The organism is Streptomyces sp. NPDC046821, assembly GCF_040645335.1.
In the GTDB taxonomy this organism is placed as follows: Bacteria; Actinomycetota; Actinomycetes; order Streptomycetales; family Streptomycetaceae; genus Streptomyces.
Window position 1 is genome coordinate 244,864 of sequence record NZ_JBEYYB010000005.1, and the last position, 18,331, is coordinate 263,194.

The 18,331-nt window shown below is 71.1% G+C and carries 15 protein-coding genes; 9 read left to right on the forward strand and 6 right to left on the reverse strand.

The features are described from left to right. Positions 1–207: 207 nt before the first annotated feature. Positions 208–1,743, reverse strand: coding sequence for an MFS transporter (locus tag ABZ893_RS12015; protein WP_361400803.1), 1,536 nt, complete (start codon positions 1,741–1,743; stop codon positions 208–210). 121 nt (positions 1,744–1,864) lie between these two features. Between ABZ893_RS12015 and ABZ893_RS12020 the strand changes: the two genes are divergently transcribed. Then, on the forward strand, positions 1,865–2,461 hold the full coding sequence (locus tag ABZ893_RS12020; RefSeq protein WP_361400806.1) for a TetR/AcrR family transcriptional regulator: 597 nt from the start codon (positions 1,865–1,867) through the stop codon (positions 2,459–2,461). Here ABZ893_RS12020 and ABZ893_RS12025 read toward each other — a convergent pair. Further along, a complete protein-coding gene (locus ABZ893_RS12025) occupies positions 2,450–3,628 on the reverse strand; it encodes a helix-turn-helix domain-containing protein (protein WP_361400808.1) in 1,179 nt (392 codons plus the stop codon). The genes ABZ893_RS12020 and ABZ893_RS12025 overlap by 12 nt on opposite strands. Positions 3,629–3,831: 203 nt before the next feature. On the opposite strand from ABZ893_RS12025, the gene ABZ893_RS12030 reads away from it, so the two are divergent. Together ABZ893_RS12030 and pruA are read left to right on the forward strand one after the other, a co-directional pair. Further along, a complete protein-coding gene (locus tag ABZ893_RS12030) occupies positions 3,832–4,758 on the forward strand; it encodes a proline dehydrogenase family protein (protein WP_361400811.1) in 927 nt (308 codons plus the stop codon). Between the two features lie 32 nt (positions 4,759–4,790). Next, positions 4,791–6,422, forward strand: coding sequence for an L-glutamate gamma-semialdehyde dehydrogenase (pruA, locus tag ABZ893_RS12035; protein WP_361400814.1), 1,632 nt, complete (start codon positions 4,791–4,793; stop codon positions 6,420–6,422). A gap of 107 nt (positions 6,423–6,529) precedes the next feature. On the opposite strand, the gene bla is transcribed toward pruA, so the two are convergent. From bla to ABZ893_RS12050, 3 genes are all read right to left on the reverse strand, one after another. Continuing rightward, entirely contained in the window at positions 6,530–7,435 is a 906-nt protein-coding gene (bla, locus tag ABZ893_RS12040; RefSeq protein ID WP_361400817.1) for a class A beta-lactamase, read from the reverse strand. Positions 7,436–7,521: 86 nt separating this feature from the next. Then, the gene (locus tag ABZ893_RS12045; RefSeq protein ID WP_361400820.1) at positions 7,522–8,385 is read right to left on the reverse strand and encodes a phosphatidate cytidylyltransferase; all 864 of its coding nucleotides are present in this window, start codon (positions 8,383–8,385) and stop codon (positions 7,522–7,524) included. Beyond that, positions 8,382–9,188, reverse strand: coding sequence for a CDP-alcohol phosphatidyltransferase family protein (locus ABZ893_RS12050; protein WP_361400823.1), 807 nt, complete (start codon positions 9,186–9,188; stop codon positions 8,382–8,384). Before ABZ893_RS12050 ends, ABZ893_RS12045 begins: the two co-directional genes overlap by 4 nt. 52 nt (positions 9,189–9,240) lie before the next feature. On the opposite strand from ABZ893_RS12050, the gene ABZ893_RS12055 reads away from it, so the two are divergent. Next, the gene (locus tag ABZ893_RS12055) at positions 9,241–9,801 is read left to right on the forward strand and encodes a GNAT family N-acetyltransferase (RefSeq protein ID WP_361400826.1); all 561 of its coding nucleotides are present in this window, start codon (positions 9,241–9,243) and stop codon (positions 9,799–9,801) included. Between the two features lie 536 nt (positions 9,802–10,337). On the opposite strand, the gene ABZ893_RS12060 is transcribed toward ABZ893_RS12055, so the two are convergent. Further along, positions 10,338–11,915 carry a metallophosphoesterase family protein gene (locus ABZ893_RS12060; RefSeq protein ID WP_361400829.1) on the reverse strand — a complete coding sequence of 526 codons (1,578 nt, stop codon included), beginning with the start codon at positions 11,913–11,915 and terminating at the stop codon, positions 10,338–10,340. 146 nt (positions 11,916–12,061) lie between these two features. Between ABZ893_RS12060 and ABZ893_RS12065 the strand changes: the two genes are divergently transcribed. The 5 genes from ABZ893_RS12065 to ABZ893_RS12085 all read left to right on the forward strand — a co-directional run bounded on the left by ABZ893_RS12065 (position 12,062) and on the right by ABZ893_RS12085 (position 18,289). Then, complete coding sequence (locus tag ABZ893_RS12065; protein ID WP_361400832.1) at positions 12,062–13,111, forward strand: 3-isopropylmalate dehydrogenase; 1,050 nt, start codon at positions 12,062–12,064, stop codon at positions 13,109–13,111. Between the two features lie 296 nt (positions 13,112–13,407). Beyond that, the gene (locus ABZ893_RS12070) at positions 13,408–14,496 is read left to right on the forward strand and encodes a branched-chain amino acid aminotransferase (protein ID WP_361400835.1); all 1,089 of its coding nucleotides are present in this window, start codon (positions 13,408–13,410) and stop codon (positions 14,494–14,496) included. Between the two features lie 334 nt (positions 14,497–14,830). Beyond that, complete coding sequence (gene ureA, locus ABZ893_RS12075) at positions 14,831–15,520, forward strand: urease subunit gamma (protein WP_361400838.1); 690 nt, start codon at positions 14,831–14,833, stop codon at positions 15,518–15,520. Further along, positions 15,517–17,250 carry an urease subunit alpha gene (locus ABZ893_RS12080; protein ID WP_361400841.1) on the forward strand — a complete coding sequence of 578 codons (1,734 nt, stop codon included), beginning with the start codon at positions 15,517–15,519 and terminating at the stop codon, positions 17,248–17,250. The genes ureA and ABZ893_RS12080 overlap by 4 nt, the downstream gene beginning before the upstream one ends. 10 nt (positions 17,251–17,260) lie before the next feature. Next, positions 17,261–18,289 carry an agmatine deiminase family protein gene (locus ABZ893_RS12085; RefSeq protein ID WP_361400844.1) on the forward strand — a complete coding sequence of 343 codons (1,029 nt, stop codon included), beginning with the start codon at positions 17,261–17,263 and terminating at the stop codon, positions 18,287–18,289. Positions 18,290–18,331: the final 42 nt, after the last annotated feature.

An 18,331-nucleotide genomic window follows, 5' to 3' on the forward strand; every position in this document is an offset into this window, starting at 1 on the left:
GGCTGAAGGCATTGTCCTCAAACGCCGGACGGGCTGAAAGGCAGTGACCTCAGGCGCTCGACGGGCTGAAAAGTGTTGTCCTCAAGCGCTGGACGGGCTGAATGATCAGCCCGTCCGGCGTTCGAATTCAGCCCGTCCGGCGTTTGAGGACCGGGGTCCGGGGCGGAGCCCCGGGAGTTTCGGGAAGGGGCGGGGTGGGGGAGAGAATCAGACCGTCGCAGCCTCCGGCTCCGGCTCCGGGGACCGCTCCGGCGTAGCCGTAACGCGAAGCCCCCGCGCCGCCAACACCGCCGCCGCGACCAGCACAACCGTCCCCGCCAGCGCAGCAACATGCATTCCGTCAGTGAACGCCTCCCTCGCCGACGCGAGGAGTACCTCCCCCGCCCGCCCCGGCAGGTGCCGCGCCGTCTCCAGCGCTCCGCCCAGCGTTTCGCGCGCCCCCGCAGGCGCATCCCCCAGCCCCCGTCGGTAGACCGCCGTTCCGATCGACCCCAGCACCGCCATCCCCAGCGCGCCGCCGAACTCCTGGCCCGTTTCGAGGAGGGACGACGCCGCTCCGGCGGCCTCGGCGGGGGCCGCGCCGAGGGCCAGGTCCGTGAGCTGGGAGCCCACGATCACCGCGCCGGAGGCGAGTACGCCGGCGCCGGCAAGCACCGTCCACAGCGAATCCGTACCGGTCAGCACCAGCAGCACGTACCCGCACGCACTGGTCAGGAACCCGGCCGTGACGACGGCGCCACGGCTCACGCCCCGCTGGACGAGCACCGTCGCGACAGGCGCCGCGAACCCGATGAACACGCTCGGCGCCAGCGCCCACAGCGCCGCTTCGAGCGCGCTCTTGCCAAGCACCGCCTGGATGTACTGCGTCGTGAAGTACGCCGAGCCCATCATCGCGAACGCCTGGATGAGGTTGAGGGCGACCGCCGGACCGAAGCCACGCCCCCGGAACAGCGCCGGCGAGATCATCGGTGACACGACCGTGCGCTGCCGGCGCACGAACAGCACGCCGAAGAACAGGCCGACCAGGATCGAGGCGACGTAGGCCGGTTCGAAGCCCTCGGACGGGATCTCCTTGATGCCGTAGACGAGGGGGAGTACCGCCGCCATCGACAGCGGGACGCCGAGGAGGTCGAAGCGGCCCGGGGCGGGGGACTTGAACTCGGGGAGCAGGACCGGCGCGAGCACCAGGAGCAGGACCATCGCCGGCAGGTTCACCAGGAAGACCGAGCCCCACCAGAAGTGCTCGACGAGGACGCCGCTCATCACCGAACCGAGCGCGATACCGCCGGTCATGACGCCCGACCAGATGCCGATGGCCGTCGCGCGCTGTTTGTCGTCGCGGAACATGTTGCGGACCAGCGCCATCGTCGTAGGCATCAGGGTCGCGCCACCGATGCCGAGGACCGCGCGGGCCGCGATCAGCATCCCGGCGCTGTCCGCGTAGGCCGCCCAGACCGAGGCCGCGCCGAACGCGGCGGCGCCGATCAGCAGGAGTTTGCGGCGGCCGATGCGGTCGCCCAGCGCGCCCATCGTCATCAGCAGGCCGGCCAGCACGAACGCGTAGATGTCGAAGATCCACAGCTGCTGGGTGCCCGTCGGCTCCAGGTCCGCGCTGATCGAGGGGACCGCGAAGTAGAGGACGGAGACGTCCATCGAGACGAGGAGCAGCGGCAGCATCAGGACCGCCAGAGCCGTCCATTCACGGCGCCCGGCACGGGAGTTGGTGCTCGGTGAGTTCGTCATGGGCAGGACTGTACGCACGTCTTATACGGCTGTCTAGTACGACCGTATAAGACGCAGGTATAGAACGCGCGTATAGAACGCCGGTCTAGGACGGTTGTATGGATCGCGGTACCGTGACCGCATGGGACACCGTGAGGATCTGCTCGAAGGCGCCAAGCGCTGCCTGCTGGAGAAGGGGTTCGTGCGCACGACGGCGCGCGACATCGTCAAGGAGTCGGGGACGAACCTGGCGTCCATCGGCTACCACTACGGCTCGAAGGACGCGCTGCTCGCGCAGGCGTATCTCGCGCTGGTGGAGGACTCGTCCGGCGACTTCGACCGGGGCGGGGAGCTGGCCGGCGCGCCGGGTTCGCTGGAGCGCTTCCACGAGGTGTGGGCGAACGTCATCGACACGATGGGCAAGCCCGGCTCCATCTGGCATCTCGGCATGGAACTCGTCGTGATGGGCGACAAGCTGCCCGCCGTACGGGAGTTGGTGGCGAAGGCGCAGAGTGAAGGCGGGCGCGGGCTCATCCCGATGTTCCTGGGCGGCGAGGAGCCGCCCGCCGACGACCCCAGCGTCGACACCCTCGGCAAGCTCTACATGGCCCTGATGTCCGGGGTCATCGCCCAGTACATGCTCGACCCGGAGACCGCGCCCACGGCCGACGAACTCACCGAAGGTGTGCGGAAGTTGATGGCCGCAGCCCAAAAAAATGAGGCTGCGTCAGAGGCGTGACGCCTTCAGCGCCATGTGCAGCAGGAGCCGGTCCTCGCCGTCGTCCAGGTCGAGGCCGGTGAGCTGCTCCACCCGCGAGAGGCGGTAGTAGAGCGTCTGGCGGTGGATGCCCAGCTCGGCGGCCGTGCGCCCCGCCTGCCCCGCGCAGTCGAGGTACGCCTCGGCGGTGCGGGCGAGTTGGCCGTTGGCCGGCAGGAGCAGCGGGGCCAGGGACGGGTCGTGCGCCGTGGTCGCGGGCAGCGCGGTCAGCAGCCGGTACGGGCCGATCGCCGCCCAGTGCGCGTCCGGGCCGAGACGCGGCTCGGCGAGGGCGGCGCGCGCCGCGGCCGTCGCCTCCTGCCAGGCCGCCCCCAGCTCACCCAGCTCGCCCCGCGGCGTCGCGAACCCCGCCGCGACCAGCGCCGAACCGGCCCGCGCCCGCAGCTTCGCCGCCGCGCTCAGCGCCGGGTCGAGCGCGTCCGGCGACCGCAGCCGCACCAGCAGCGCGAGCGCCTGCCCGGCCGCACCCCACGGCACCGTGCACAGGGCGTCGGCCGCCGGGATCGTACGGAAGGAAGGCGCGTCATCCGGGTCGGCCGAGGGCCATGGCGCGACGCACACCACCGCGTGCAGGCCGTCCGCCCGGGTCCCGAGCGCCGTGCGCAGGGCCGCCACCGCCATGTCCCGCTGCCAGCCGCGCTCGGCGGTGAGTACTTCGCGGAACTCGCGGGTCAGGTCGGCGCCCGCCTGCGCCTCGTCGGCGAGCAGCGCGCCGATGCGGGACGCCACCTCCATCGCGGCGGCCAGCTGCTTCTCGGTCGGGCCCGGGTCGTCGTCGAGCAGCCACACGTAGCCGAGGACGATCCCCCGATGACGTACGGGAAGGCAGATGCGGCCGCGGTAGACGCCGGCCTCGGGGGTCGGCGGGATGCGGACCGGGCCGGTGGCGCGGGCGATGCCGAAGCCCTCGAACCACGTGCGCACGGCCGGGGTGGAGCGCCGGGTCAGGATCGACCGGGTGCGGACGGGGTCGAGGGTGGACTCGTCGAATTCGCTGTCGCTGTCCTGCGCGCCGAACGCGATCAGCCCGAAATCCCGGTTCTCCAGCGTCGCCGGGGCGCCGAGCAGCGCCGAGATCTCGTCGACAAGTTCCTGGTAGTCGCCCTTCACACCGCCATTCTCCCGCACGTCACGGGCCCCTTCATACAGGTGTCTGAGGTGGCGGCCACAGATGCGTGACAGCTGTCGATGGCACAGGATCGGAGGGATCCGTAGATTTCACGGTGGTTCTCCGGGCTGTACCGGTTTGCAGCGATCTACTTCGTTTCCAGCGGACTACATTCGTTTGTGACGGTACGGCCCCTCGTTCGTACTCTTCGTGGAGGTGCCCCGTGCTGGGTCCCGTGATTCTCGCCGCGTCGCGCAGCGACAAGATGCGCCGTTTCGTCTCGGCGGCCCCCGGCACCAAGCAGGTCGTCGGCCGGTTCATCGCCGGTGAGACGGTCGACGACGTCGTGCCGATCGTCGTCGAGTCCTGCGACAAGGGCCTCGAAGTCACCCTCGACGTGGTCGGCGAGGACATCACGACCCCCGAGCAGGCCGCCGCCGCGCGTGACGCCTACCTCGACCTGGTCGCCCACCTCAAGGACCTCGGCCTCGGCACCAAGGCCGAGATGTCCGTGAAGCTCTCCATGTTCGGCCAGGCGCTCGAAGGCGGCCACGAGCTGGCCCTCGCCAACGTCCGTCCCGTCGTCGCGGCCGCCGCCGAGATCGGCACCACGGTCACCCTCGACGCCGAGGACCACACCACCCTCGACTCGATGTTCGCCATCCACGAGGAGCTGCGGAAGGACTTCCCGCAGACCGGCTGCGTCATCCAGGCCTACCTGTTCCGCACCGAGGCCGACGCCGCCCGGCTCGCCGCCGCCGGCAGCCGCGTACGCCTCGTCAAGGGCGCCTACAAGGAGCCCGCCTCCGTCGCGTACCAGGACAAGGGCGAGATCGACAAGGCGTACGTCCGCATCCTGAAGATTCTGATGGAGGGCGACGGGTACCCGATGATCGGGTCCCACGACCCGCGCCTCATCTCCATCGGCCAGGAACTGGCCCGCCGCGCCGGGCGAAAGCTCGACGAGTACGAGTTCCAGATGCTCTACGGCATCCGCAGCGACGAGCACATCCGGCTCGCCGCCGAGGGACACCGGATGCGCGTCTACACCGCGTACGGCACCGACTGGTACGGCTACTTCATGCGCCGTCTCGCGGAGAAGCCCGCCAACCTGCTCTTCTTCGCCCGCTCCATCCTCACCAAGGGCTGAGCCCCACCCCTCTCAAAGGAGTTCAGAGACTCATGGACGCTGTGACCCAGGTCCCCGCTCCCGTCAACGAGCCGGTGCACGGCTACGCCCCCGGCTCGGCCGAGCGCACGCGCCTCGAGGCCAAGCTCAAGGAGCTGGCCGAGAACCCCATCGAGCTGTCGATGACCATCGGTGGCGTCAAGCGCCTCGGCGGCGGCGAAGAGTTCACCGTCGTACAGCCCCACAACCACAAGGCCGTCATCGGCACCGGCCGCGGCGCCACGAAGCAGGACGCGCAGGACGCGATCGACGCCGCGCTCGCCGCCGCCCCGGCCTGGCGCGCCATGTCCTTCGACGACCGCGCCGCGATCATCCTGCGCGCCGCCGAGCTGCTCTCCACCACGTGGCGCGAGACGCTGGCCGCGTCCACGATGCTCGGCCAGTCGAAGACCGCGCAGCAGGCCGAGATCGACACCCCCTGTGAGCTTGTCGACTTCTGGCGCTTCAACGTGCACTACGCGCGCCAGATCCTCGCCGAGCAGCCCCCGGCCAACTCCACCGGCGTGTGGAACCGTATGGACCACCGCCCGCTGGAGGGCTTCGTCTACGCGATCACGCCGTTCAACTTCACGGCCATCGCGGGCAACCTCCCCACCGCCCCCGCCCTCATGGGCAACGTGGTGGTCTGGAAGCCGTCCCCGACGCAGACCCACGCCGCCGTGCTGCTCATGCAGCTCCTGGAGGAGGCCGGCCTGCCCAAGGGTGTCATCAACCTCGTCACCGGTGACGGGATCGCGGTCTCGGAGGTCGCGCTCACCCACCGTGACCTGGCCGGCATCCACTTCACCGGCTCGACCAAGACCTTCCAGCACCTGTGGAAGACGGTCGGCACGAACATCGACAAGTACCGCACCTACCCGCGTCTCGTCGGTGAGACCGGCGGCAAGGACTTCGTCGTCGCCCACCCGAGCGCCGACCGCGCCGTCCTCAAGACGGCCCTGACCCGCGGCTCCTTCGAGTTCCAGGGCCAGAAGTGCTCCGCGTCCTCGCGCGCCTACATCCCGGCCTCCATCTGGAACTCCGGCTTCAAGGAGGAGTTCGCGGCCGAGGTCGACGGCATCAAGCAGGGTGACGTCACCGACCTGACGAACTTCATCGGCGCCCTCATCGACGACCGCGCCTTCGCGAAGAACAAGGCCGCGATCGACCGCGCCAAGGCCGACGACTCCTGCACGATCCTCGCGGGCGGCACCTACGACGACTCGGTCGGCTACTTCGTCCGCCCGACCGTCATCGAGTGCGCCGACCCGGAGAACGAGGTCTTCACGACCGAGTACTTCGGCCCGATCCTCGCCGTGCACGTCTACGACGACGCCAAGTACGACGAGATGCTGGACCAGATGGAGTCCGTCTCGGACTACGCCCTGACGGGTTCGGTCATCGCGAACGACCGCGCCGCCGCGGCCCACACGATGGAGAAGCTGCGCTACGCCGCGGGCAACTTCTACATCAACGACAAGTCGACCGGTGCCGTCGTCGGCCAGCAGCCCTTCGGCGGCGGCCGCGCCTCCGGCACCAACGACAAGGCCGGCGCCCCGCAGAACCTGCAGCGCTGGACCCTGACCCGCGCCATCAAGGAGACGCTGGTCCCGCCGACCGAGTACGGCTACCCGCACATGGGCTGATGCCGCACATGGGCTGATGCCCGCCCGGCGCTCCGGCGCCCGCGTGACCCCCGCCTCCGACCTGGGCCCTACCCCAGGTCGGAGGCGGTGTCGTTTCGGGGACGCGGTCATTTTTGGGGGATGGCCAGGGCGTTTACGGCGATGCGCGTGATGTCGGCGGCGATCCGGTCCTCGCCCGGGGTGTCCGGGTCGAGCCGGGTCGTGAACACGGAGACGACCAGGGGCGCGCGGCCGCCCGGCGGCCAGGCCACGGCCACGTCGTTCACCCCGCCGTACGCCGGGGTCCCGGTCTTGTCGCCGACCCGCCAGCCCTTGGGCAGACCCGCGCGGATCCGCCGGTCGCCGGTCGTGTTCTCCACCAGCCAGCGGGTCAACTGGCCCCGGTCGAGCGGGTGGAGGGCGTCCCCGAGGACCAGTTCGCGCAGGTTCGCGGTCATCGCGGCGGGGGTCGTGGTGTCGCGCCGGTCGCCGGGGAGGTTCGTGTTGAGGTCCGGCTCCCAGCGGTCGAGCCGGGTGACGCGGTCGCCGAGCGTGCGGGCGAACGCGGTGACGCCGGCGGGGCCGCCGATCCGGCGCATCAGCAGATTGGCGGCGGTGTTGTCGCTGTAGGTGAGGGCGGCATCGCACAACTCCCTTACCGTCATGCCGGTTTGGAGGTGCATCTCGGTGCGGGGCGAGGCGGACACGAGGTCGTCGCGCCCGTAGCGGACGAGTACGTCGAGCAGGCCTGGCTCCTGCTCGCGTGCCCGGCGCAGGACCGCCGCCGCGGCCAGCACCTTGAACGTCGAGGCGATCGCGAAGCGCTCCGTCGCGCGGTAGGCGAGGGAGGCGCCGGTGCCGGTGTCGAGGGCGTGGACGCCGATGCGGCCGGGGTAGGCGGCTTCGAGCCGGCGCAGGCGGCGGTGGGTGTCGGAGGAGGGCTTCGCGCTCGCGGTGCCGGGGACGGAGAGGAGGGCGGGGGCCGTCAGGGCTGCGGCGCCGAGAAGGGTCCTGCGGGTGGGGGGTAAGTTCATGCGCCCGACGGTACGTCGGTGAGGTGCGCCGGACCGGGAGGCTGCGGGGCCTGCGCCTCACGTGGTCCGGGGCGGCGCTTCGGTCGTCACAGCGTCACCACCGTCGCCACGAGCAGGGCCACGAGGAGTGAGCCGATCCGGTCGAGCAGCCCGCCGAAGCCCGGCAACCAGGTGCCCGCGTCCTTCACGCCCGCCTCGCGCTTCACCATCGACTCGACGAGATCGCCGAGGACGCAGCCGGCGAGGACGGCAGCCCACAGGAGCGGTGTGAAGGCGTCAACTGCCGCGAGTGCGGCGGCCGTTGCGACGGCGGCACCCAGAACGCTCGCCCACGTCTTGTTCGGGGACAGCGGCGACAGGCTCCGCGCGAGCGGACCCCGCCGGCCGAACGCCGTACCGCCGCACCACGCGCCCACGTCGCCGAACGCCACCGCGACGCCCACCGCGAGCGCCGTGTCGCCGAGCAGGACCAGGCCGCTCAGCGACACCGGGATCCACAGCAGCCCGAACAGCGTCCGGCACGCGCGCGTGAAGCCCGCCTCCCTGTCGCCCGAGCACACGGCCACGACGACGGCGACCAGAAGGAGCACCCCCGTCAGCCGTGGGTCGGGCCCGGTGAGTGCGGCGGCCGGTATGCCGAAGGAGGCGGCCACCAGGACGGCCCGCTCGGCGCCGGGCAGCCCCGCCATCCGCGCGTACTCGACGACGGCGACCACCCCGAGCGCGGCCGCCAGTATGAACGCCCCCGCGCGGCCCACGAAGAACGCGCCGAGGAACAGCGGCGCCGCGAGGAACCAGGTCCGCCAGCGGCGGCGCAGCTCGGCCCGCATCCGCACCCGCGACGGCAGCGACGCGACGGCGACACCGCCGGCGCCCAGCGCTCCGGCCACGACAGGTACGGCCCGGCCCACCTCACCGGCCACCAGATCGGTCACGAACGCGGCGCTCACCGGTTGCCCCGGGCCTGCTCGCCGTACTCCACGGACGACCGCGCGCGGGTGTGCGAGACGCCGCCGGACACTTCGCCGTGGTCGAGCGCGAGGCTCCGACTCGCTTGCGTGGAGGGGGTGTTGAGGGTGAGGGCGGGGCGACGGCGGGGGAGAGGAGCGGGGGTGGAAGCGGTTCGGGCCGGGGCGGCACTGGCCACGGTCACCGGTTCACGCTGGTCTGTCTCCGTCGGCTGACCGAGCGCCCGCCACACCCCGCCGAACCGGACCAGCGCCGTCACCGCGGACCCCGCCGCGACGACCCCGAGCACCGGCACCGCCCACCCCGTGGCCGCCACCACGACCGCGAGAAGGCAGCGCTCCGTCTTGCCGACCGGCCCGCCGTTGCGCCGCGGAGCACCCGCCGCCGCGCCCGCCAACGACACCCAGGAAGGCAACGTCGACGCGAACGCCGCCACGGCCACCAGCCACAGCGGGGCCAGCGGCAGGAAACCCGCGATGACGAGCAGATCGGCCGCTCGGTCCCCCAGCTCGTTCAGAACCGCACCCCTACGGGTCATGCGCCCGGTGTCGCGGGCGAGCGCCCCGTCCAGGTGCGCGAAGGCGAGCCGCGCCGTGAGCAGCACCGCCACCGGCAGCGCGGCGAGCGGCGCCGGCAGGAACGCGAGCGCCGCCGCCGCTCCCGCCGCGCACCCGACACCGGCCGCCGTGAGGGCGTCGGGCGAGACCCGCCGCGCGGCGAGCGCGCCCCGCACGCCCGAGAGCCGGTCCGCGTACCAGGGTTTGAGAGCGTAGAGGCCGTTCATACGTACGACTGTGCCGTCGCAGGCGCGGCCTGAAATCGGCGCACGTACTCAGATGACCCGTGAGTACGGTGGCCCGGTGACCACGCAGCGCACCGCCCACGCCGCCGACCTCACCCGCGCCGAACTCCGGGACATCCGCGCCCTGTTGGACGACGCCTTCGCCGGACGGTTCAGCGACGACGACTGGGACCACACCCTGGGCGGGGTGCACGCCCTCGTGTACGACAGCACGGGCGCCCTCGTCGCCCACGGCTCCGTCGTGCAGCGCAGGGTCGTGCACGCGGGCCGCTCGCTGCGTACCGGGTACGTCGAGGGCGTCGCCGTCCGCGCCGACGCGCGGGGGAGGGGCCTGGGCGGGCAGGTCATGGCTGAGCTGGAGCGGGTGATCGACGGGGCCTATGCGCTGGGCGCGCTGTCGGCGTCGGCGGCCGGCAAGGCGCTGTACGAGGGGCGCGGCTGGCGACAGTGGCAGGGAGACTTCGCCGCGTACGGCCCGGAGGGGACGGTACGGCTGCCGGAGGACGAGAACCCGCCGCACCTGCGCCCCGTCACCGCCGCACTCGACCCGGCCCACGCGCTCCTCTTCGACTGGCGGGGCGGCGACATTCTCTGAAACCCAAGGCCGTCAGGGCGCCCCCGCACCCCGGACGATGATCCCGGAAACCCGCTCTGACCTCGGTGTTGATCACCCTCGAGTATGACTCGCGTCTCAGATAGTAGGAAGTCCGAGTAATTGTGCAGACAGATGAAGGCTCCTCGCTTAGCTTTGAAGGAGCCGAACGTCTCGCTCGATCCAGCGAATGGCGGTCGTGAGCGGAGCAGAAGGCAGGTAACCCCTGTGGCTCCCGTCTCCCCGCCCTTTCCGGCGCCTCGAAATCCCCCGTGATCTCAAGGAGTCGATCTCTCATGGCCACAGCGACGCCCGTCCGCCGCCGAGTCCGTCACGCCTCGCCTTCGGGTGAAGAGCGTAAGAACGCCGCCGCCGCGCTTCAGCGCGCCCTCGACCGTAGGGACAACGGGGGCGAGACAGGGCATTAGTCCCTCTCGGGGCGACCAGTCTCGACCTCGGCTCGTTCTCTGCGGGCCGTGTGGGGCTTGTCGCGCAGTTCCCCGCGCCCCTTGCGGGGCGCTCCTTACGGGGCGCGCCCCCTACGCACCACCACGACTGACCTCGAAATAGTCGATGCGTTCGCCGTTCTCGGCCAGCGCGGAGACCCTCAGTCTCGGACTCACGCCCGTCCCGCCGGTCTCCGCCTCCACCGCGAGGAACGAGAAGCCGGTGTACCGCACCCGCGACCACTCAACCGTGTCCGGGTTCGGCAGGCGTGATTTCGTCCAGTGGAACGACACGATCGACTCGCGGTCCTGGACATGCCCTTCGTAGCTGTCCCCGACCCCGGGTCCGAACCCGTAGAGGTCCTTGCCGGCGCCGCCCGCGGTGACATACACGATGCCGTCGCGCGTCGGATCGGTCGACGCGCCGACCGGCACCGGCTTGCCGACCTCGCCGTTCCTGATCGCGTCCGTGCGCTCGTACACGTGGTTGTGCCCGTTGATCACCAGGTCCACCTGGTGCTCGGTGAACAGCGGCAGCCACGCCGCGCGCACCCCGCCGTCCGAGGCGTGCGTCGACGTCGAATAGGCGCAGTGGTGGAAGAAGACCACCACGAAGTCGATGTCGTCGCGGGCCCGCAGCTCACCGAGCCGTCGGCCCAGCCAGGCGGTCTGCTTCCCGTCCGTGTAGCCACGGTTGGCGGGAATCTCGTACGACACGTCGTTCGCGTCCAGCGCGACGACGCCCACGTTCCCGTACACGAACGAGTAGACGCCCGGCGCGCTGCGCGGGTCCGGGCCGTTGTCCGGCAGGGACCAGCGGGCCGACTGGCCGCCGTAGCCGTTCGGGGAGTACCAGGCCTCCATGTCGTGGTTGCCGGTCGTCACCATCCACGGCACCGACTTCGCGACCGACTCCGTCTGCGCGAGGAACTGGTCCCACACGCGGGCGTCGTACGTGTCCGTGTCCTTGCCGTGCCCGCTGCTGTCGGCGTAACAGATGTCGCCCGCGTGCAGATGGAACGACGGATTCTGGCCCAGGATCAGCTGGTCGTTGGCGAGTGCGTCATAGCTGACGCCCTGGTCGCCGAAGGCCGTGAACACGAACTTCCCGGCCCGCGCCGGAGCCGTACGGAACGAGCCGATCGTCCCGACGCGCTCCGCGGACGCCGGGTCGAAGCCGTCGTGGCCGACGCCGTAGTAGTACGTCGTGCCGGGCGCGAGGCCGTCCAGGGCCGCGTGCAGGTAGAGCTGCTCCACCGCCGGGAGCCTCTTCGACAGGGCCGGGGTGTGCAGGGCGCGCACCTCCGCCTCGATCTTCAGGCTCAGGTCCCACGGCTTCATGCCCACCCGGACGAACGGCCCGCGCACCGCGAACGGGACCTGCCACGAGATCCGCATCTGCGTCTTCGGGTCGGCGCCGAAGGCCAGATGCCGGGCGAACGGGGCGACCAGCGAGCCGTCGACCCGCACCGCCGCCGAACGCACGGGGGCGGCGGGCGCCGCGTACACCGTGGAGGCCGAGCCGCCCAGGAGCGTCAGGCCGCCCACGGTCCCCGCCGTCCCGGTGAGGGCGCGCCGCCGGCTGAAGCGCGCCCGGAGATACTCGTGCTGTTCCGGCATGGTCAGGCGGCGGGCCAGCTGCTCGGGGATCCCGACGTTCGGAGTGTCCATGAGGGAAGAACTTCCCAGCAACGCGCGACAAGGGCCATACCCGCGGGTGAACGGAGTCTGACGGAACGACAGCGGCCTGCTGCGAGCGCTGTCCGAATGGCGGACGGCACGTGTCATCCCATGGGACGGCGAGTAGGGTGCCGGTTATGTCGGCAAGCTCTCGCATCCTCAATCTCGCAGTGATCCCCGGTGACGGCATCGGCCAGGAGGTCGTGGCCCAGGGGCTCAAGGTCCTCGGCGCCGTCCTCCCGCAGGATGTGAAGCTGGAGACCAAGGAGTACGACTTCGGCGCCAAGCGCTACCACGCGACCGGTGAGACCCTCACCGACGCCGACGCCGAAGCTCTCAAGCAGCACGACGCCATCCTGCTCGGCGCCATCGGTGACCCCTCGGTCCCGTCCGGCGTCCTCGAGCGCGGCTTCCTGCTCAAGCTCCGCTTCCTCTTCGACCACCACGTCAACCTCCGCCCGAGCAAGCTGCTCCCGGGTGTGGCCACGCCGCTCAAGGGCGAGCCGGAGATCGACTTCATCGTGGTCCGTGAGGGCACCGAGGGCCCGTACACGGGCAACGGCGGCTCGATCCGCACCGGCACCCCGCACGAGGTCGCCACCGAGGTCTCCGTGAACACGGCCTTCGGTGTCGAGCGCGTGGTCCGTGACGCGTTCGCCCGCGCCCAGGCCCGCCCCCGCAAGAAGCTCACGCTGGTCCACAAGAACAACGTGCTGTCCTTCGCGGGCCACCTGTGGACGAACACCTTCAACAAGGTGGCGGCGGAGTTCCCCGAGGTCACCACCGACTACCTGCACGTGGACGCGGCGACGATCTTCCTCGTCACCGACCCCGCGCGCTTCGACGTGATCGTCACCGACAACCTCTTCGGCGACATCATCACCGACCTCGCCGCGGCCGTCTCCGGCGGCATCGGCGTCGCGGCCTCCGGGAACATCAACCCGTCCCGCGAGTTCCCGTCGATGTTCGAGCCGGTCCACGGCTCGGCCCCCGACATCGCCGGCCAGGGCAAGGCCGACCCCACGGCCACCATCCTGTCCGTGGCGCTCCTGCTGCGTCACCTCGGCTACGAGGCCGAGGCCGTCCGCATCGAGGACGCCGTCTCCAGCGACCTGGCCGAGCGCGGCACCACCGTGCGCACGACCGACGAGATCGGCGACGCGCTCGCCGGCCGAGTAGCCGGCTGACGCCCGCCGAGCCACTTAGCGCAGTATCAAGCACTTAAGTAGCCGCCGGGTCGCTTCCGCACCCGGCGGCTTCTCGTTTGCGGTCCCCGGGTGCCACCATCAATCCCAGGGCCGCACCGCACGCCGCACCCGTGACGGGCTGTTGTCGTCTCCCCGGACCCCACGAGCGATAATCGAACGTGGGGCCGCGGTGAACGCAGAAGCTCGGACGACCAAGTAGTTGGCTGGTTTCCGCTTCCAGCTGCGCGAGCGTGAATGCGGTCCGTCACACACAAACCGGTGAAGGACACGCAACCATGACGACGCCCACGATCGAGCTCAAGCCCTCCTCCACCCCGCTGTCCGACGCGGAGCGCGAGGCGATCCTGGCCGGCCCCGGATTCGGCCGCCACTTCACCGACCACATGGTGACGATCAAGTGGACCGAAGGCCGTGGCTGGCACGACGGCCAGCTCGTGCCGTACGGGCCGCTCTCCCTGGACCCGGCGACGAACGTCCTGCACTACGCGCAGGAGATCTTCGAGGGCCTCAAGGCCTACCGGCAGCCCGACGGCAGCGTCGCCACCTTCCGCCCCGAGATGAACGCCAAGCGCTTCGCGGCCTCGGCGCACCGGCTCGCGATGCCCGAGCTGCCCGTCGAGACGTTCATCGAGGCGTGTGACGTGCTGGTCCAGCAGGACAAGGCGTGGGTCCCGGCGCACGGCGGCGAGGAGTCCCTCTACCTGCGTCCCTTCATGATCGCGACCGAGGTCGGCCTGGGCGTGAAGCCGGCCAACGAGTACCTCTTCATCGTGATCGCCTCGCCCGCCGGCGCGTACTTCGCCGGTGGCGTGAAGCCGGTGTCGATCTGGCTGTCCGAGGACCGCGTGCGCGCCGTCCCCGGCGGCATGGGCGACGCCAAGACCGGCGGCAACTACGCCGCGTCGCTGCTCGCCCAGGCCGAGGCCAGCGCCCACGGCTGCGACCAGGTCGCCTACCTCGACGCCGTCGAGCACAAGTGGGTCGAGGAACTGGGCGGCATGAACCTGTACTTCGTGTACGGCGACAAGATCGTCACCCCCGAGCTGACCGGCTCGCTCCTCGCCGGCGTCACCCGCGACTCGCTCCTCTCGGTCGCCCGCGACCTGGGCTTCGAGGCCGTCGAGGGCCGCGTCTCCATCGACCAGTGGCAGGCCGACACGGAGAACGGCACGCTGACGGAGGTCTTCGCCTGCGGCACGGCGGCGGTGATCACTCCGGTGGGCACGGTGAAGCGCGCGAGCGGCGAATGGAAGCAGTCGGGCGGCGAGCCGGGCAAGGTCACCTTGAAGCTGCGTGAGGCTCTGCTGGACATTCAGCGCGGTACTTCGGCGGACACGCATGGGTGGATGCACCCGCTGGGCTAAGGCCTTTTTTTGGGGCCGCATCTCGTCACGGGGTGCGGCCCTTTGTCGCATCCGGGGTGCGGCCCGGTGGGGGCCGTTCGCGCAGTTCCCCGCGCCCCTGAAGGCCTGCGCTTCGCGCCGCCTTCCCCGATGGAGATCGCGCACGAAGTGCGCATCTCCAGGGGCGCGGGGAACTGCGCGACCGGCCACACTCGACCCGCGGCCACCCGACCGGCGCACCCCCACGGCGAGTTTAGAGCGTCGCTCAAATTAGGCGTCGCGTAAGAGTGGCGCGCCGCGGAGCGGCATGTAAGCTCGGGTTAGAACTGCGCTCAAACCCGAACGGAGTGCCCCCTTGCGACTGACGCCCACGGAACGCGACCGCCTCCTGCTCTTCGGCGCCGCCGAGCTCGCCCGGGCGAGAAAAGCCCGGGGCCTGCGGCTCAACGTGCCCGAGGCGACCGCCTTGATCGCGGACACCGTGTGCGAGGCGGCCCGGGACGGGCGGCGGCTCGCCGAGGCCGTCGAGGCGGCCCGGTCCGTCCTCGGCCCGGACGACGTGCTGCCCGGCGTCGGCGACGTCGTGACGGAGGTCCACGTCGAGGCCGTCTTCGACGACGGCTCCCGGCTCGCCGTGGTGAGCGACCCGATCGGCTCGTCGCTCGGCGACGACGCGCCGGGCGCGCTGCTGCCCGGCCCCGACCACGAGGACCCGCCCGCCGCGGTGACGCTCACGGCCACCAACACCGCGACCGTCCCCGTCTCCGTCACCTCCCACTTCCACTTCTTCGAGGCCAACCCGCGCCTCGACTTCGACCGCGAGGCCGCCTACGGAATGCGGCTCGCCGTCCCCGCCGGTTCCTCCGTGCGGTTCGGACCGGGGGAGAGCGTCGAGGTGGGCCTGGTGCCCATCGGCGGCGCGCGCGTGGCGATCGGTTTCGCCGGTCTCGTCGACGGCCCGCTGGACGCGCCGGGCGCCAAGGAGGAGGCCCTCCGCAGGGCCGCCGCCTGCGGATATCTGGGAGTGAAGGGAGCGGGCGCATGAGCAGGCCCACCAAGCACAGCGACCACTGCGCGCCGGGCAGCCGGCACATCGACCCCCGCGCGTACGCGGCCACGCACGGCCCGCGCGCCGGTGACCGCGTCCGCCTCGGCGACTCCGGTCTCACCGTCCGCGTAGAGTCCGACGCCCAGGCGTACGGCGACGAGTTCCTCGCCGGCTTCGGCAAGACCGCCCGCGACGGCCTGCACCTCAAGGCCGCGGCCGTCCGCGACACCTGCGACATCGTGATCAGCAACGTCCTCGTGATCGACGCCGTGCAGGGCATCCGCAAGGTCTCCATCGGCATCCGCGAGGGCCGGATCCACGCCATCGGGCGCGCCGGTAACCCCGACACCCTCGACGGGGTCGACGTCGTCGTCGGCACCGGCACCACCATCGTGTCCGGTGAGGGCCTCATCGCCACCGCGGGCGCCGTCGACACCCACGTACACCTGCTGTCGCCGCGCATCATGGAGGCCTCGCTCGCCTCCGGTGTCACCACGATCATCGGCCAGGAGTTCGGGCCCGTGTGGGGCGTCGGGGTGAACTCGCCGTGGGCGCTGCGGCACGCGTTCAACGCGTTCGACGCCTGGCCCGTCAACATCGGCTTCCTCGGCCGGGGTTCGTCCTCGCACGACGCCCCGCTGATCGAGGCGCTCGCCGAGGGCGGCGCGTCCGGCTTCAAGGTGCACGAGGACATGGGCGCCCACACCCGCGCCCTGGACACCGCGCTGCGCGTCGCCGAGGAGCACGACGTCCAGGTCGCCCTGCACAGCGACGGCCTGAACGAGTGCCTGTCCGTCGAGGACACCCTGAGGGTGCTGGACGGTCGGACCATCCACGCCTTCCACATCGAAGGGTGCGGCGGCGGCCACGTACCGAACGTCCTGAAGATGGCGGGCGTACCGAACGTCATCGGGTCGTCCACCAACCCCACGCTGCCCTTCGGCCGTGACGCCGTCGCCGAGCACTACGGCATGATCGTCTCGGTCCACGACCTCAAGACGGACCTGCCCGGCGACGCCGCCATGGCCCGCGACCGGATCCGCGCCGGAACGATGGGAGCCGAGGACGTCCTGCACGACCTGGGCGCCATCGGCATCACGTCCTCCGACGCGCAGGGCATGGGCCGCGCCGGCGAGACCGTGCGCCGTACCTTCGCGATGGCCGGGAAGATGAAGGCCGAGCTCGGCCCCATGGAGGGCGACGGCGCGTACGACGACAACGCGCGCGTGCTGCGCTACATGGCGAAGCTGACCATCAACCCCGCCATCGCGCACGGCCTGTCGCACGAGATCGGCTCCATCGAGGCCGGCAAGCTCGCCGACATCGTGCTGTGGCGCCCCGAGTTCTTCGGCGCGAAGCCGCAGCTCGTCCTCAAGTCCGGCTTCCCCGCCTACGGCGTCGTCGGTGACCCGAACGCGGCCACCGACACCTGCGAACCGCTCGTCCTGGGCCCTCAGTTCGGCTCGTTCGGGGCGACGGCCGCGGACATCTCCGTCGCCTTCGTCGCCCAGGCCGCGATCGACCAGGGCAACGACAAGATGCCGACCCGCCGCCGCCGTGTCGCCGTCCGTAACACCCGCGGCATCGGCCCGGCCGACCTGCAGCTCAACTCGCGCACGGGCGCGGTCGACGTCGACCAGCGCACCGGACTCGTCACCCTCGACGGCGCCCCGGTCGAGTCCGAACCGGCCGACTCCGTCTCCCTGAACCGTCTCTACTTCCTGTGAGGACCCCCTCATGAGCAGCTTCCACATGCCCCCCGAGTGGGCCCCGCACGAGCGGACCTGGATGGCCTGGCCGTGCCCCAACCCGACCTTCACCGACGACACGGAGCTGGCCGAGGCGCGCGAGGCCTGGGCCTCCGTCGCCAACGCCGTACGCCGCTTCGAGCCCGTCACGGTCGTCGTCGGCACCGGCCAGACCGAGTCGGCCCGCGCGCTCCTCGGCGATGACATCGACCTCGTCGAGCGTGACCTCGACGACGCGTGGATGCGCGACATCGGCCCGACCTTCGTCGTCGGCGACGGCCAACTCGCCGCCGTGGACTGGACGTTCAACGGCTGGGGCGCCCAGGACTGGGCCCGCTGGGAGAACGACTCGAAGGTCGCCCGCCACATCGCGGACCTCGCCGGCGTGCCCGTCCACTCCACCACTCTCGTCAACGAGGGCGGCGGCATCCACGTCGACGGCGAGGGCACCGTGCTCCTCACCGAGACCGTGCAGCTCGACCCTCACCGCAACCCCGGCCTCACCAAGGCCGAGGTCGAGCAGGAGATCCACGCCCGCCTCGGCACCACCAAGGCGATCTGGCTCCCGCGCGGCCTCGCCGGCGACTACGGCACGTACGGCACCCGCGGCCACGTCGACATCGTCGCCGCGTTCGCCGCGCCCGGCGTCGTCCTCGCCCACGCCCAGCAGGACCCCGCCCACCCCGACTACGAGCTGAGCCGCGAGATCATCGCCCTGCTCAAGTCCGAGACTGATGCCAAGGGCCGCCCCCTGGAGGTCGTCGAGGTCCCCGCGCCGACCGTCCTCAAGGACGAGGAGGGCTGGGTCGACTACTCGTACATCAACCACTACCTGTGCAACGACGGCGTCGTCCTGTGCTCCTTCGACGACCCGAACGACGAGGTCGCGGCCGGTATCTTCCGCCGGCTCTTCCCGGAGCGGACGGTTCAGCTCGTGGACGCCCGTACGATCTTCGCCGGGGGCGGTGGCATCCACTGCATCACCCAGCAGCAGCCGAAGATCACGCCCGCACACTGAACGCCCCGCAGGAGTCCCCGTGGCCCAGGCCCGCAGCCGCCG